The organism is Deltaproteobacteria bacterium HGW-Deltaproteobacteria-2, from assembly GCA_002840505.1.
Taxonomy (GTDB): domain Bacteria; phylum Desulfobacterota; class Syntrophia; order Syntrophales; family Smithellaceae; genus Smithella.
Genome location: PHBC01000002.1, coordinates 354,257 through 370,430, shown reverse-complemented (window position 1 = coordinate 370,430; position 16,174 = coordinate 354,257). Strand labels below are relative to the sequence as shown.

13 protein-coding genes and 1 pseudogene are annotated in these 16,174 nt (G+C 43.3%); 6 read left to right on the top strand and 8 right to left on the bottom strand.

The window, feature by feature from the left end; all coding sequences use genetic code 11:
* Nucleotides 1-28 precede the first annotated feature (28 nt).
* The 3 genes from CVU62_06025 (at nt 29) to CVU62_06015 (ending at nt 3,031) form a co-directional block, all read left to right on the top strand.
* The gene (locus CVU62_06025; GenBank protein ID PKN38405.1) at nt 29-949 is read left to right on the top strand and encodes a formyltransferase; all 921 of its coding nucleotides are present in this window, start codon (nt 29-31) and stop codon (nt 947-949) included.
* Complete coding sequence (locus CVU62_06020; GenBank protein ID PKN38404.1) at nt 946-1,980, top strand: bifunctional UDP-4-keto-pentose/UDP-xylose synthase; 1,035 nt, start codon at nt 946-948, stop codon at nt 1,978-1,980. The genes CVU62_06025 and CVU62_06020 overlap by 4 nt, the downstream gene beginning before the upstream one ends.
* Before the next feature lie 127 nt (nt 1,981-2,107).
* On the top strand, nt 2,108-3,031 hold the full coding sequence (locus CVU62_06015) for a 4-deoxy-4-formamido-L-arabinose-phosphoundecaprenol deformylase (protein PKN38403.1): 924 nt from the start codon (nt 2,108-2,110) through the stop codon (nt 3,029-3,031).
* 283 nt (nt 3,032-3,314) lie between these two features.
* Here the strand turns inward: CVU62_06015 and CVU62_06010 are convergent, their stop codons facing one another.
* The 8 genes and pseudogenes from CVU62_06010 to CVU62_05975 all read right to left on the bottom strand — a co-directional run bounded on the left by CVU62_06010 (nt 3,315) and on the right by CVU62_05975 (nt 11,176).
* On the bottom strand, nt 3,315-3,596 hold the full coding sequence (locus CVU62_06010) for a hypothetical protein (GenBank protein PKN38402.1): 282 nt from the start codon (nt 3,594-3,596) through the stop codon (nt 3,315-3,317).
* Between the two features lie 28 nt (nt 3,597-3,624).
* Nucleotides 3,625-3,759 (bottom strand): annotated as a pseudogene (locus tag CVU62_06005) (sodium:proton antiporter).
* Nucleotides 3,760-3,849: 90 nt separating this feature from the next.
* Nucleotides 3,850-6,303, bottom strand: a complete 2,454-nt coding sequence (locus tag CVU62_06000) for a hypothetical protein (protein ID PKN38401.1) — start codon at nt 6,301-6,303, stop codon at nt 3,850-3,852.
* A gap of 14 nt (nt 6,304-6,317) precedes the next feature.
* Nucleotides 6,318-7,523, bottom strand: coding sequence for a hypothetical protein (locus tag CVU62_05995; GenBank protein PKN38400.1), 1,206 nt, complete (start codon nt 7,521-7,523; stop codon nt 6,318-6,320).
* Between the two features lie 12 nt (nt 7,524-7,535).
* A complete protein-coding gene (locus CVU62_05990) occupies nt 7,536-8,351 on the bottom strand; it encodes an outer membrane lipoprotein-sorting protein (GenBank protein ID PKN38399.1) in 816 nt (271 codons plus the stop codon).
* Between the two features lie 87 nt (nt 8,352-8,438).
* Nucleotides 8,439-9,671 carry a sodium:proton antiporter gene (locus tag CVU62_05985; protein PKN38398.1) on the bottom strand — a complete coding sequence of 411 codons (1,233 nt, stop codon included), beginning with the start codon at nt 9,669-9,671 and terminating at the stop codon, nt 8,439-8,441.
* Between the two features lie 5 nt (nt 9,672-9,676).
* Complete coding sequence (locus tag CVU62_05980; GenBank protein ID PKN38397.1) at nt 9,677-10,444, bottom strand: D-alanyl-D-alanine dipeptidase; 768 nt, start codon at nt 10,442-10,444, stop codon at nt 9,677-9,679.
* 15 nt (nt 10,445-10,459) lie between these two features.
* Complete coding sequence (locus CVU62_05975; GenBank protein ID PKN38396.1) at nt 10,460-11,176, bottom strand: hypothetical protein; 717 nt, start codon at nt 11,174-11,176, stop codon at nt 10,460-10,462.
* A 175-nt stretch (nt 11,177-11,351) separates the two neighbouring features.
* Between CVU62_05975 and CVU62_05970 the strand changes: the two genes are divergently transcribed.
* From CVU62_05970 to CVU62_05960, 3 genes are all read left to right on the top strand, one after another.
* Nucleotides 11,352-12,254, top strand: a complete 903-nt coding sequence (locus CVU62_05970) for a hypothetical protein (GenBank protein PKN38395.1) — start codon at nt 11,352-11,354, stop codon at nt 12,252-12,254.
* A gap of 144 nt (nt 12,255-12,398) precedes the next feature.
* Nucleotides 12,399-14,924, top strand: a complete 2,526-nt coding sequence (locus CVU62_05965; GenBank protein PKN38394.1) for a preprotein translocase subunit SecA — start codon at nt 12,399-12,401, stop codon at nt 14,922-14,924.
* 27 nt (nt 14,925-14,951) lie between these two features.
* Complete coding sequence (locus tag CVU62_05960; GenBank protein PKN38393.1) at nt 14,952-16,151, top strand: ornithine acetyltransferase; 1,200 nt, start codon at nt 14,952-14,954, stop codon at nt 16,149-16,151.
* The last annotated feature ends 23 nt before the right edge of the window (nt 16,152-16,174 follow it).

Sequence of the window (16,174 nt, the reverse complement as noted above, 5' to 3'; positions counted from 1 at the left end):
TTCAAGGCATTAAGGAGAAATTATAGAATTGAAAACGGTTGTGTTTGCTTATCACAACATGGGCCTTACCGGTTTGGACGCTCTGTTGAGGCATGGTTATGATATAGCGGCTGTGTTCACTCATGAAGATGATCCCGGTGAAAATTGCTGGTTCGGTTCGGTTAAGAACTGGGCTTTGCAAAAAAATATCGCGGTATATACAACCGAAGAAGTCAATTCTCCTGATTGGATAGCGAAAATAGCGGCAATTAACCCTGAAGTTATTTTCTCTTTTTATTACCGCAGGATGATTTGCCGCGAAATTCTTGCTTTGCCCGAGGTGGGAGCGTTTAATCTGCATGGATCATATTTGCCTTATTATCGGGGGCGATGTCCGGTTAACTGGGTGATCATCAACGGTGAGGCAAAAACCGGCGTAACACTGCATTATATGATCGAAAAACCTGATGCCGGAGACATTGTTGGCCAGAAGCCGGTCGTGATAGACGTCTCAGATACTGCTAAAACCTTGTACGATAAGCTCTGCGGTGCCGCAAAAGAACTTCTGGAGGAAGTACTGCCTTTGATAAAGAAAGGTCAAATTCCACGGCGGAAACAGGATTTGAGTCAGGGCAGCTATTATGGAGGAAGACGTCCGGAAGATGGACACATAGACTGGAAAAAATCTGCCGACGAAATTTACAATTTAATTCGCGGAGTCACCCAACCATATCCCGGAGCATTCGCATTTCTGGATAAAGACGAAAAAATTATTATCTGGTGGGGAGAGCCGGTAGTTTCTAATGAAGCATTCATGCCGGGAAAATTAATTATTACTGACAAAGAAATTCTTGTGCAAACGGGTAAAAATGCTATAAAGTTAATTGATATTGAAGTAAAAGGAAAACGCCTTAGAGGCGAACAAATAAATAACTATTTTGAAAACGAAAAGGTAAAAGAACTAAAATGAAAATATTAATTCTTGGTGTGAACGGATTTATCGGACACCATCTGGTCAACAGAATACTGGAGAAAAAGAAAGACTGGGTAGTTTACGGGATGGATTTAGGAACAGATCGGCTGGGAAAATCTCTGAATAATCCTAATTTTCATTTCATGGAAGGTGATATTGCCATCAACCGGGAATGGATTGAACTGCAAATCAAGAAATGCGATGTCGTCATGCCGCTTGTGGCCATTGCTACACCGAAGCTTTATGTGGAAGACCCCATTGCCGTTTATAATCTTGATTTTGAGATGAACGTGGATATCATCAAGAAATGTGTCAAGTACCACAAGAGAGTAGTTTTCCCGTCTACTTCGGAAGTATACGGCGCCTGCAATGATCCGGAATTCAAGGAAGATGAAAGTTACCTGGTAGTAGGCCCGATCAATAAGGAGCGCTGGATATACTCCTGCTGCAAACAGCTTCTGGACCGTGTGATTTACGGCTACGGCACAAGAGGTCATCTGGAGTTTACCTTATTCCGGCCGTTTAACTGGGTAGGCCCGCGGCTTGATTCGCTCTATACGGCCAAGGAAGGCAGTTCGCGCGTTGTCACCCAATTCATCGCGGAACTTTTCTTGAAGAGACCGATAAATCTTGTCGACGGCGGAACGCAGAAACGTTGTTTTACTTATGTCGACGATGGAATCAGTGCGCTCATGAAAATTTTGGAAAATAAAAATGACGTCTGCAAAAACCAGATTATCAACATCGGTAATCCCCAAAACGAATGTTCGGTGAAAGAGCTGGCCCAGATTTTGAAAAAGTTGTTTAAACAGCATCCTGATCATCGAAACGATAAAACCTATTCGAAAATAATTGATACTTCCGCGGATACATTTTACGGCAAGGGTTATCAGGATATTTACACCCGCAAGCCCAGCATTGAAAAGGCGAGAAAGCTCTTAAACTGGGAACCGAAAATCGGGTTGGAAGAATCCATGCGACTAACGCTTAATTCGTTTCTGAAAGAAAACAAAAACGCCAAGATATAACCTCTGTCATTCCGGCGAAAGCCGGAATCCAGTTTTTAATATGATGGAAACCGGTTTCCCGATCAGGTTGAGGAACGGTTAAGTTCCCTCTCCCTTGAGGGGAGAGGGGTAGGGAGAGGGTGATAATTTGGAAATATTCACCCTCCTTTTAATTTCCTCCCCTCAAGGGAGGAAAATATGGGGAGAAATCCTTTTGCCGATACTCGGATTAAAAATAGATGTCGATACCTACTGGGGCATGAAAAACGGCGTTCCCTCTCTTTTGCAAACCTTAAAACAATTCAATTTAAAAGGAACATTTTTCTTAAGCATCGGGCCGGATAATTCCGGAAGGGCGGTTTTACAATTAATCAAAAATCCGCTATTTTTAAAGAAGATGATGCGGACAAATGCGCCCGCCCTCTATGGCTGGAAAACAGCGTTATACGGCACACTACTTCCCGCGCCCATGATTGCGCTTTCCTTTCCACAAATTGTGAAAGAGATAATTGCCGCCGGACATGAAATCCAGTTTCACGCCTGGGATCACCGCAGGTGGCAAGATGATCTGTCGCGTAAATCAGAAAAATGGATTCGGGAGTGGTTTGCCAAAGGAATGAGTGGCTTCGAAAAATTGACTGGAAAGAAACCAACGGCTTTCGGTGCACCTTCATGGACAATTAATGACCGCGTATTGGCAATAATCAAGGAATATAAATTTGAATATCTGAGTTGCACGCGGGCCAAAACTCCTTTTATCCATGCAATAGCTAATCTTCCCGAGATACCATCCGACCTGCCTTGCTTTGAAGAAATTGATGCGCAAAAAGGTATCTCGATTATTGCCGGTCTTCTTAAAGACGGTGGAACACATGTTTTGCCGGTTCATGCCGAAGTAGAAGGAGGCATCTTTGAAAATCACTTCAGAGAACTTTTGGAAAAAGCGCTAAGCCAGAACATAGAAATAGTACCGCTGAAGACAATCAAAGACAAAATTGATATTAAAAACCTGCCTGTAAGAAAATACAAAATGGAATTACTCCCCGGCCGCCATTCACCCTGTGCCGTTTAATCATTATATGGTGTCATTCCCGCGCAGAGGCTGTGTCGAAATTGCATGTATTGATTGCCCGTAATGAGTAATGTCCCCCGCTGGCGGGGGCAGGGGGTGGAATTATTTAAAATATACTTGATATTATTAGTAATTTACAATTTATGTTAATTTAATCCACCTCCGTCCCGATGATTCATCGGGACACCTCCGCCAGCGGAGGACATTAAATGGTTATATTTATTATGCGGGAATCCAGTAATAGCGAGAAATTAAAAATAAGATGATATAAAATTGCCAGACATTATTTCTTAAATAGCGATTCCAGTTTGTCTTTAGTTTCTGAACCAGCCGAACTGGAGGATTTTCCTGTTTGTTTGAATTTGAAATAATCACAAAAATTGGAACGGATTTTATCCAGCACTCTTTCGGCTTGAGGTTCGCGGCAGTCGTTATAAGCGCCTATCTCGTAAAAAGAACAATTAAGGCAGCAATGCAGATCAACCCCGCAGGAAGGGCATTGCGCCTGACGTCCGACAAAAAAATCACCCGCGATTTCTTTTTTACATTTGTGGCAAATTTTCATATTTGTTATTTATAGCGGACGATCCTGTTTAGAATTCTTGTCCATTTTTAATCCAATTCCTGCCGCCCGGCATTCGTGCGACGATCATGCTGGAGACGTTATCGCCGACGGCGTTGAGCATTGTCGCCGGTGCGTCAACCAGTGTGCCGATCATGGTAATGATCGGAATGATTTCCACAAATATTTGGTAAAATCGTTCCCATTATTCACTATTATCCATCCTGTAAATCCTTGAAGAAATATTTTCCCATAGTCATACAGGTTTTTCTTCGTTGACATCTGGTTCAAACTCCGGTCCAAAGGGCTTGAACAAAACCATGAGCGTAGGCGTCAGCAAAAGTTCGATGATCCAGGCCACAATGATACTGAAGCAAAGCAGAGCGCCGAAGCTTGCCAGTATCGCCATACTGGACAACAGATAACTGCTAAAAGCGACTACCAATGCAGCGCTGGTTACGGTGAGCGGTATGCCTACCTCATGCATAGTTTCCCGTAACGATTCACGATAGTTACCTTTTTCACTGAATACGACTCGCAGACGGGCCAGGAAATGAATCGTATCGTCTACGGAAATTCCCATGGTCACCGAGGCGAGCGTCATTCTCATATAATCGAGGTTCCAGCCCATGTAGCCCATGAAGCCTAGGACGAAAATAAAAGGGAGTACGTTGGGGATCATTGCCCATAAACCGAGACGAAGCGATCCGAAAGCGATAGCGATAAACAGCAAAATCATAATAAATGATGCCGATGCGTTGCTGATCTGAGAATCAGTCACGTAGTCGAATATCTTGAGCCAGAGTAGGCCGACACCTGATAGTTCAACTTTAGCTCCGGGGATTGGATTAGCCGCTATATGGTTGTTTAGCTTATTGACTATATCGCGAATATCCGATGCGCCCACCAGTCTGATTCTTAACTCCAGAACTGTTTTTGATCGATCAATGTTGCGTATATCATCCATATCTTTTCCACCGGACAATTCATATACCAGCAGCAATTGTGCCAGAGCCTTACTATCCCTGGGGATAATTCGATAGGCGGGATCTCCGCCATGAAAGGCCTTATTCATGTCTTTTAAATAATCAACAATGGATGTAGTATCGGCCACAAGAGGCTGAGATTCGGCAAATTGCTGCAGCGATTCAATGCCCCTAATCAGGTCCGGATTCTGAATGCCGTCTGGTTTGCCCGTATCGAAAACGTAAACAACACTCAATATACCGCCCATGATTTTGTCAATTTTCTCGGTGTCAATACGCCATTGAACACTTGGTTTGAATTCTTCCAGCAGGTTATAATCCACGCGTAACTGGTAGATGCCGGCACAGGCAATGATAGTGGCTGCGATGGCTGCGGCAAGAATACGTTTGGGATTTCTTAATGCAGTTTCCAAAAAGGCAAAGATAGTGTGCTCAAGCCAGATAGGATGCGCAGCGCCGGACTCAGCGGGATGTTTTTTTGCTCTTGATGCCAGTGTGGTTACCACCATCATTGTGACTATAAATGTGAGGATTACACCAATTGCCGAATAGATGCCAAACTCACGCATCGCTTTAAGATTCGAAAAACCCATTCCGATGAGACCTGCAGCCGTGGTCAAAGCGCATAGTAGAGAAGGGGTGGCTATCTTTTCCAGTGCGACACGCGCCGCGTCGCGTGGAGACCCTGATAGTTTATATTCGGCCTGCCAGTTCATCAGCAGGTGCACTGACTGGGCTACACCGATAGCACAGATCAAAGTCGGCAGCATAAGAAATAACAAATTAATCTGATATTTTGCTGCGCCCATCACGGCTGTCGTCATCAGTATGCCGAGAAGTACAATCCCCAGCGGCGCGAATAGTCCCAACAACCGTGCACGAAAAAGTATCATACATAATATTGCAACGAGAATAAGGGTGGCCAGAGTAATTAATACTACATCACTATCTATAATCTGATTATAAGTAGCATTCCACGGTACATCGCCGGTAAGTATGATCTCCATACCAGCGAAATCTGGACGTGCCAGGATTTCCTTCAATTTGTTATTAGATGCCTGAGGATAGAGATTGGGCAAACCGTCACCACCCTTTGGATCAACGCGTAACTTTTCTATAGGTGCTGTGCTGGTTTGTGTCATCTTGACCAGAATTGCTCCATAGCGAGCATCTTTACTGACCAATGTGCCGGTATACAACGTATTATTCATTGTGATTTCCCGCAGATTTTGTAACTCAGCTGAACCGAAGTTACCCTTATCTCTCAAGCGGCTGATGAGAATGTCGTCTCCCTTAGCTTCGATCAATTCGACATTAGCAAGGCTGATGGCCTTGCGTACAAAAGGTACTTCCTGCTCTATGGCGTGCGTAAGCTTGTCAATCTTCTGCATGGTAGAGAGGTCGAAAACACCGTCCTTGTTATTGGTGCCTTTGTAAACGAGGTAAATAACTTCATCGGAATTGAATTCACGCTGATAGTCTTTGTAATGAACGAAAACAGGGTCAGCTGCATTGAAATAGGAATCATAGCTGTTATCCTGCGTTACAGTAGAAGTTAAATACAGTGCTGCCGCAGTCAGGAAAATAAATGCCAAAAGCACCCAGCCAGAATGCTCAACACACCGGCGGGCAAGAGGGATAAACATGCGATCCAAAAATGCCTGTAATCCTCCATAGCGGCCCTTGCCCATGATCTTTTTCCATCTATCGAGTCTATTGCCCATAATCTCTTTTCCTTCTAGAAGTTAAAGGTGTATTCAATTTGCAAGTATGTGTCTCGAGCATATGCTAAGAGCGGATCATTTGTGGAGATGTCATTAAAAATGAACAACTTGAGTGCGATACGTCCCAATTTTTCCAGACGTCTGCTGGCACTGAGGCTGATGTATCTGCTGTCTTTTTGCATGTCCTGCATTATACCGGTGAGTATTTCACTGCCGGCTACATCGTTAAAGGCTATGCGGAGGCCTAGGAACAAATCGTTCTGATATATGGATGGAGAATTAAGGTCACGACTCTCCCAAGCGTATTCCGCAAGCAATCCTATTTCCGGGAATTCGCTATTGCTTAATGGGATGGTGTATTCAAATCCACCAACCACGGCTTCGAAATTCTTAATCCGGTTGCTCTGGTGCAGCGCTTCGAGTTTCCATATCCAACTGCCGCTTACAAAATTAAAATCAATGCTGGTCTGGTTGATGAGATCATAGACGGGCACGAGCATGATTTCAGGAACGCCCTGATTAAAAACGAAACGGGGTTCACGTGCTGTTCCCCAAAAATGAGATACGCCGATATCGAGACCACCGCCGGAATACTGCCAGCGTAAAGCAGCATCAATGTGATTTTTGCCCTGACTTGATTCATATATTGCGTTGTCGGTATCGTAAGGAATCTGCGCTCGCAACCTTCCTTTGACGCCGGTTAAGGTACGCTCACGGGAATAAGGCAATAAGAATCCCGATACCACGCCAACGGGTCCTGTCCAGGCCACGCTCAGCATGGGTTGGCCGAGTTTATCTTCGCCTTCGATACTTTCAACCGCGTCGGTCTGATTGATTATGTCTACGAGATGTACCGATTCCGTTGTTCCCCAGAACACTTTACCTATTCCAATGCGCCAGTCGAAATCTCCGCTGCGATGGCGCAGTTCGAATTCACGCAAATCCGCATGAGACCGGTTGCTGTCTGCTGAATCCAGCCGCACAAAAGGTGAGGCAGCAAATTTTGTAAGTCCGTTATTCCATTCGAAGTCTGCGCGGCCCAGTGCCGAAAAGGACAGGGAATTATCCAATTGTCTGGAATCGGCAGGTGATTCCGGGAAAAATCTCAGCTCAGGTGTGAGGTCAAGCTTGAACTTGGCTGAATCAAAGTCGGCATAAGCCGCTGATGAAATCAGCATAAGTACTAGCAAAAGGAGATAGCGAAATACGGTTTGCGCCATAGAGCCTGATTCCTAGCGAGCACTTTGGATGCTGGTTTGGTCAAAATCGCGCGAAGTGTAGCCGTTTCTTAATTTATAGTTTTGAAAAAGCAATTTAGTGGAGCGTCCTGATTTGTGGTTGACCATTTCATAACGTCCGGGAAACCAGAAACGATCGAGATAGCGTTTATAGTCAAATGCCCGCATCGTCTTGAGAAGTTCATTGCGATGATTGTAGTAATCGATCTTCAGTACTCGATATTCTGCCTTGTCGCGCCATACTCTCTGACGCGAATATCCAGAATTAGCATAGGTCGGAACCTGATCGACCACGGTGCAGAGTTGCCCATCAAATTGCGATTCCTCAATGAATTGATAGGTGAACTTCTCCACTTCCGGAGAGCCAATGTCTTCAAAGGCAAACTCACTGCCCATGAATGCTCCGGACTTGTTGTTGCCGGAAATACGCTTGACGCGAGATAGAGAGGGCAAATAAAGCCAAACATCATCGTCTTTGGTCTTGTGAGACCAGGTTAAAAGCGCCGTACCTTCTACATCCTTCGGCGCATCGAACACCAGAAGTGTTTTATCGCCGTCATTATTAACCTCCAAATCGAGCAGGCGCATTTTGCGCAACGCCTCCTTGCCGTCGGCAGAGCGCAAAGTCATGACCATGATAGCTGAATAATCTCCATAGCCGCTGTCACGGCGATCCCCCTCTCGAGCGATTAGCAATCCTTTATCATCGGCCACTGCGTCAATGCAAAAAATTGAAATAAGCGACAATGTTGCTGCCAAGAGCAGCAGAGAAGCTACTGAAATTCTTTTTAGCAGATTACTATAAATCATGAATTCCTCCCCTAATGTTATATAAGTTCGTCTTTATGTAAGATGGCAAGTGTGCACATCGGTTATTTATGACTATTAGGTTAATCCTTATTCATCATTCAGCCAACCTTTTCCTCCCAGCATTCGTGCGACGATCATGCTGGAGACGTTATCGCCGACGGCGTTGAGCATTGTCGCCGGTGCGTCAACCAGTGTTCCGATCATCGTAATAATCGGAAAGGCCTCCATCGGTAAACCATAAAAGGAAATTATTAGCAGTTCGCCAATCGTTCCGCCGCCGGGGATGCCGCTGACTACAACGCCGGTTAAAAGTGCAATACCCAGAGCGGTCAGAATTGTTTGTGCTCCGGAAAAAGGCATATTAAATATGCCAAAAATAAAAGCGATCTTCAAAACAGCGGCCAGACAGGAGCCTTCCATGTGTATTGTTGCGCCGATGGGAATGACGACTTCGCTGATATCTCTCGGCACGCCGGTTTTATCGGCAGCTTCTAGATTAGCCGGAATTGTTGCCATCGAGCTTCCTGTCGCCAAAGCAATAAGAGATGGCGGAATAATATTGCGCCAAAACCGGCGCACGCCTTCGTTTCTGGCGGCAATAAAAGCATAGATAGTGAAAGCGATAAAGAAATACAGAATAGCTGTTGGGTAATAAAGAACCATCGCCCTGGCGTAAGAACCAAGCAGCTCCGGTCCGAAGACACCGACCAGATAGGCAAAGTATGCGCAAAGGCCGATGGGAGCGTAGTACATGATGAAAGAAATAAGTTTCATCATCACATCGCTTCCCGAAGTCAGGAAGTTGGCGAAAGATTTCCCGCGTTCACCTACCGCCGAAGTTGCCAGTCCTGTTAGAATAGCAAAGATAATCAATGCCAGCATGTTCCTTTTGGATAACAGATCGGCAAAATCGGAAACAGTAAAAGCCTTCACAATTTGTTCGGAAGCTTTTAAGTGTTCGACATTTACCCCATTGCCTAAATTTACATGAGCGCCTATTGCCGGCGGATAAAGAATAACGCCTATTATCATGACCATCGAAGCGATGAGGCCGGTGATTACAAAAACAAAAATCATAGCCCCCATTATTTTTCCCAGCCGCCGGATGTTAGTCATGCCCGCGACGGCGGAAGAAATGGAAAAGAAAACCAGAGGCACGATAACGGTAAAAAGGAGATTCAGGAAAATATCGCCAAATGGTTTAAAAACAATAGCATCCTTTTTATAGATGATTCCTAAAAATGATCCGATGATAATCGAGATAATCAGGATAATCGAAAAACCATATGATTTTAAAAACGGAGGCGGTTTTATCTTCATATTTCTCACTCGATAACAAAATCAAAGTAAGTATCGGGATAAGGTTCGTTTTTCAGGGTGTAGTGCCACCATTCCTTATCATAATTTTTGAAACCGTGCTTCTCCATCAGCGATTTAAGAAGAAGCCGGTTGATTCTCTGCTGACGGCCGATATTTGCATTTTGAGTATTGGATAGTTCGTGAAAACAATCAAAGCCGGTTCCCATGTCTATGCTGTTATCTCCGAAGCGCTGCTCCGTGGGCAGGTAACATTCTGATAGTTTCTGACCGGAAATATATTCGGCTTGGGCGGCGGCAGGTAAGGGGACAATGGTCAGATCAACCGTGCTGCCGCGGCTGTGGCCTGATTTGCTGTCAATGTAGCCGTCCCTGAATAAATTTCGTTTATCAATGGTCGGATAGAATTCACGCATTGTTTTGGTATTTTCAATTTCTTTGGCCCAACGCACAAAATGACTTACTGCGCGCTGCGGACGGTAACAATCATAAATTTTTAAAGTCATAGAATAGGGCACGAGATCTTTTTGAACACCGGCAAGAGCTTGCGCCGCTTCTTTTGTGAGGATACATTTGGGAGCGAGATAACCGTCAACTTTTTCTCCTAAAAAGTTATGGGTGCTGTAATAACGTATATCCATAACGACGTCGGGAATTACTTTTTGTATATCAACAAAGTTGTCCGACATTTTATCTGCGCATTCGCAGGCCTGAAGGATTTGAGGGGAAAATAAAAAGATAAGAATCAGGAATAAAAGCAGAGTCTTAAATTTCATGGTAAGAGCCTCCGTTTAATTTTTGATACCGGTAATGATAAGTGGTGATGCCGCAGGATCAAGCCAGCCCAGAATTTTAATTATATCTTCCTCGGAAACTGCCACACAGCCGGCTGTAGGTATACCTTTACCTTTCCAGATATGCAGAAAGATGGCGCTGCCGTTTCCCTTGATTATGGGGTCGGTATTATATTCTATGACAATTACGTATTTGTAAAGATTGTCGTCGCGTTTCATTATTTCGTATGAAGTTGCTCGTGTTTCAGACTTTTTGACCCAGCGATTGTAATCTTCGGCGTTAGGATCGTCAACCCAGATATCGTCAGCCAAAGCCTGACGGTAAGGCATTTTTGTTTTTATGGTTGAATTATAGCCGAAGGTCATTTTAAGAGGGTAAATGCCGGAAGGTGTTCTGCCGTCACCCTCTCTTTTTTCTCCTTCCGGCGCGAACCCTTTTCTTCCGATTACGGCATCAAAAGGTTCAAGGGCTGCCTGCCATTTATTTTCACGCTTTTCCATGGCGTAAAGAGTTGTTTTGGTGAAAAAAAGAAAGCTATTGTCTCTAAGCAGGATAATTTGAGAAGACTGGCCGATTCTATTCCCCCGGGATATCAAAAAATCTTCGGCATTGAATTTTGCTGCGAAAGGAACAAAAACGCATCCCTGCAGGGATAAAAACGGCAGAAGTATTGAAAATAACAGGATTATTGGTAATGATTTTTTTATCTTCATAGAATCATTAATTCTTTTAGGATTTGGGCTATACAATATGGCAAAAATATAAAAAAATCAAGTAATAACGTGGTATCAAGTTATCCTTGACTTTGAATCTTTTTCTGTGATAGCTAAAGCGAACCTAAAATCAGAAGACTTGCTAATCTCATCTATATATCAAGGGAAAGAAATAATGCCGGATCACTTTACATTGATGATTATTCCCAACCGCAAGAGCGGAGTTAAAAAAATATCTGTTCCCAAAACTTTTATACGTAATATTCTTATTGCTTTCGTTCTCATCATTCTAGTAACTCTCTATGTTGTGTATGATTACGCCAGTATCAAAAGAGACCGGGCTGAATTGGCAAGATTAAGAGAACAAACCAGGCAACAATCACAGCAGTTTCGGGATCTAGCCATGAAAATGGACGCATTTTCAGATCGAATGGAAGAGCTCAGGCAAGTTGATAAAAATATCAGATCTTTGGCATATGAAACAAATAGAGGGAAAAAAATTCCATTGGGTATTGGCGGATCCGATAATGAAACAAAAATAAATTCTTTGCTGGATCAGGACCAGAAGAAATTAATCGCCGGAATGCGTCAAGGCATCGAAAAACTTAATGAAGATGCCGGCTACCGGGAAAAAAGCTTTAGCGAATTATTAGCTTTCTTGCATGAGCAAAAATCTATTCTTGCTTCTACTCCTTCCATATGGCCGGTAAAAGGCTGGGTTACATCGGAGTTCGGAGCACGACAATCACCTTTCAGATCAGGTGTGGAATTTCATAAAGGATTGGATATATCGACTCGGTTTGGCAAGGAAGTCATTGCGCCGGCAGATGGAATCGTGGTTATCAGTGCCTATGAGTCGCAGGATGGTAATTTTGTAAAAATTGATCATGGCCGTGGTTTGGCCACCGGTTTTGCCCATTTGTCCAAAAGGGTCGTAAAACAAGGCATGAGGGTTAAAAGAGGTGAGATCATCGGGTATGTTGGCGATACCGGCCGAAGTACGGGTGCGCATCTTCACTATGCAGTGTTTGTCAACAATTTTCCGGTAAATCCTAAAAAGTACTTGAAAAGCAGTTGATCGTCTGATCGTGTAGGCAGGTAACAATAATCGTTTTCATTGCCGGGAAATTTCATCCCGGAAGCATGAGCTTTTATTGTCAATAAAATTAAAATATTTAAACTCACCGGTAAGCTTGCCGGTTTTTTTTTAAAAAGGTAATCAATGTTTCTGGAAGACATACTTAAAAAAATTGTGGGAACAAAAAATGACCGGGAATTAAAACGGTTGTCATTGCTATTAAGCGAAATCAATAATTTCGAGCCGGCGATGATGTCTTTGACTGATGAAGAATTGCGGGCTAAGACTCCTTATTTCAGAGAAAAAATAAAAAATGGTTTTACTCTTGATGATATTCTGACGGAAGCTTTTGCTGTGGCTCGCGAAGCTTCTCGCCGTACTTTACTGATGAGGCCTTTCGATGTTCAGGTAATCGGCGGAATTGTTTTACATGAAGGTAAGATTGCCGAAATGAAAACAGGTGAAGGAAAAACATTGGCCGCTACAATGCCTCTTTATCTTAACTCTTTGGAGCAAAAGGGGTGTCATGTAGTTACTGTCAATGATTATCTGGCCAAGAGAGATGCTGAATGGATGGGGCCTATTTATGAATTTCTGGGCCTGAGCGTTGGCGTGATTGTTCATGGTTTGGACGATGATGAACGAAGAGAAGCATATCATGCGGATATTACCTATGGAACTAATAATGAATTTGGTTTTGATTATCTTCGCGATAATATGAAATTTACTCTGGATGACTATGTTCAGCGTGAGTTCAACTACGCTATCGTGGACGAAGTTGACAGTATTTTAATTGATGAAGCCAGGACTCCACTGATTATTTCCGGTCCTTCCGAAGAATCAACTGATAAATATTATAAGATTAATCAAATAATTCCCCGGTTAAAAAAAGATGCTGATTACACGATAGAAGAAAAAAGCAAAACGGTTGTTCTTACAGAAGAAGGCGTGGCGCATGTTGAGGGGTTTCTTAATGTGCAAAATCTTTATGAGCCGCGCAATATAGAAATCGTTCATCATGTCAATCAGGCTCTCCGCGCACATACTTTATTTAAAAGAGATGTGGATTATCTGGTTAAGGACGGGGAAGTAGTAATTGTTGATGAATTTACGGGAAGAGTGATGCCCGGCCGTCGTTACAGCGATGGTCTGCATCAGGCATTGGAAGCCAAGGAAAAAGTCAAGATTGAAAAAGAGAATCAAACACTGGCGTCCATCACATTTCAGAATTATTTTAGAATGTATAAAAAATTGGCGGGCATGACTGGAACCGCCGATACGGAAGCGGCCGAATTCAAGAAAATTTATAATCTTGATGTTTTGGTTATCCCGACCAACATGCCGATGATTCGTGATGATTGCAATGACTTAATCTATAAAACAGAGAAGGAAAAAATCAACGCTGTCATTAAAGAAGTTAAGGAATTGAATAAGGGGAAAAGACCGGTTTTGATCGGTACTATTTCAATAGAAAAATCTGAACTCCTAAGTAAATATCTAACCAAGGCCGGGGTTAAGCATCATGTGCTGAATGCTAAAAATCATGAAAGAGAAGCGGAGATAGTTGCCAACGCCGGTCAGCCGGGAATGGTTACAATATCAACAAATATGGCTGGACGTGGCACTGATATTAAACTGGGAGAAGGTGTAGCGGAATTGGGAGGCCTGCATATTTTAGGTACCGAACGCCATGAAAGCCGCCGAATCGATAACCAGTTAAGAGGCCGGTCGGGACGTCAGGGTGATAATGGATCTTCGCGCTTTTATCTTTCTCTGGAAGATGACCTTTTGCGTATATTCGGTGCTGAGAGAATATCCGGGATTATGGATAGAATCGGCATTGAAGAGGATCAGCCGATTGAACATAAATATATTTCCCGCGCCATAGAAAATGCCCAAAAGCGAGTTGAAGGACAAAACTTTGATATTCGCAAACATCTGCTTGATTATGATGATGTAATGAACAGGCAGCGTAAAGTAATTTATGAGCAGCGTAAAAAAGTGCTGCGTGGCGAAGACTTATGGACAGATGTTAATGAGATGATTGAAGAAATCATCGATGATCTTTTGTCCGAATTTATGAATGAGAAAGAAAATAAGGAGGAATGGAACCTTAAAGGATTTGAGGATGCTTTGTTCAAGCAGTTCAATATAAAATTTGATTTGGTCAATTTAGGACAGAATACTTCTGCTCAGTTGTCCGTTCGTGAGTTTGTAATTGAAGGCGTCCAAAAACTCCTGCATAATAAGGAAAATGAATTCGGCAAGGAGCTTATGGATTACCTGATGAAAGTAATCATGCTCCAGGCGATAGACACTCAGTGGAAAGAACATCTGCTGGCGATGGACCACCTAAGAGAAGGAATCGGTCTGCGCGGTTACGCTCAAAAGGATCCGGTCAGAGAATATCAGCGGGAAGGTTATGAGATGTTCATGGAAATGATTGCCCGCATTAAGATGGATGTACTCGAAAAACTTTGCCTTATTAGAATACAGAGAGAGGAAGAAGTAGAAGAAATACGGCAGAAACAAAAGCAGGATTATATTATGAGCCGCGGGGAAGATGTGCCGGAACCAAAAACGGTTAAGCATGAAGGCGCCAAAACCGGACGGAATGATCCCTGTCCTTGCGGGAGTGGCAAAAAATATAAGAAATGTTGCGGCGTTTAAGTTATTTGAAAAAAAGGAAGTGGTGTTATGGTTAAAAATAAAACAAAAATATGTGTGCCCGGCTTTCTGGCCAATGGAATTGCCGTTGGTATTAAGGGGACCGATAAAAAAGACCTGGGCTTGATTTATTCTACCGTACCCGCAAAAGTGGCGGCTGTATTTACTAAAAATACCTTTAAAGCGGCGCCGCTGCTGATTAATGAAGAACGTGTTAAAAGAGGTATAGCTCAGGCAATCATAACCAACAGTGGTTGTGCCAACGCGGCAACAGGGAAAGAAGGTTACAGGGATGCATTGGCTGTTTCCTCAGCTTTATCTAAAGAAATGAAAATAAAAGATGAATTAGTACTGGTAAGTTCGACGGGAGTGATTGGAAAAAGACTTCCCTTAAAAAAAATAGAAAGCGGCATCGGTAAATTAGTTAAAGGATTAAACGAGGCCGGAATTGAGGATGCGGAAGCGGCAATGATGACAACGGATAAATATCCCAAGGTTGCCATCCGCAAAGGCGTGGTCGGAGCAAAAGATATTACCATTTGCGGTATCGCCAAAGGCGCCGGTATGATTGAACCCAATATGGCGACTTTGCTGACTTATGTAATGACCGATGCTTTAATCGATTCCAAAGCTTTGAGCACAGTGTTTCATCAGGTAATTAATTCTACATTTAATTCCATCAGTGTTGACGGCTGTATGAGCACCAATGACATGGCGATTATCATGGCTAATGGTTTAGCCGGCAATAATCCATTGGAGAAGGTGCAAGCCCGCCTGCAGCGTTTTCGAGACATGTTGTCCGAGGTTTTAACGGAACTTTGCCAGGCTGTTGTTCAAGATGGCGAAGGAGCGACAAAATTTATATCAATTATGGTGGAAGGCGCTAAATCAAAATCGGATGCGCGGTCTGCCGCCTATGCTATTGCGAACTCAAATTTGGTCAAAACGGCTTTTTTTGGAGAAGATCCTAACTGGGGAAGAATAATTGCCGCCCTTGGTTCTTCCGGAATATCCATGGAGAAGGAAAAAGTAAGCCTGTCCATTGGTGGCAAAATGGTATTTCATCAGGATTCTCCCGTTGCTTTTAATTTAAGCGAATTGAAAGAAATATTTAAAAAAGACAGGATCAATGTGCACGTTGGATTGGGAGCAGGAGATAAATCATATTTTGTTTATACCTCGGATCTTTCCTACGATTATGTGAAAATAAACGCCGATTACACGACCTGATCGCCTATAAAAAGTATTAATTT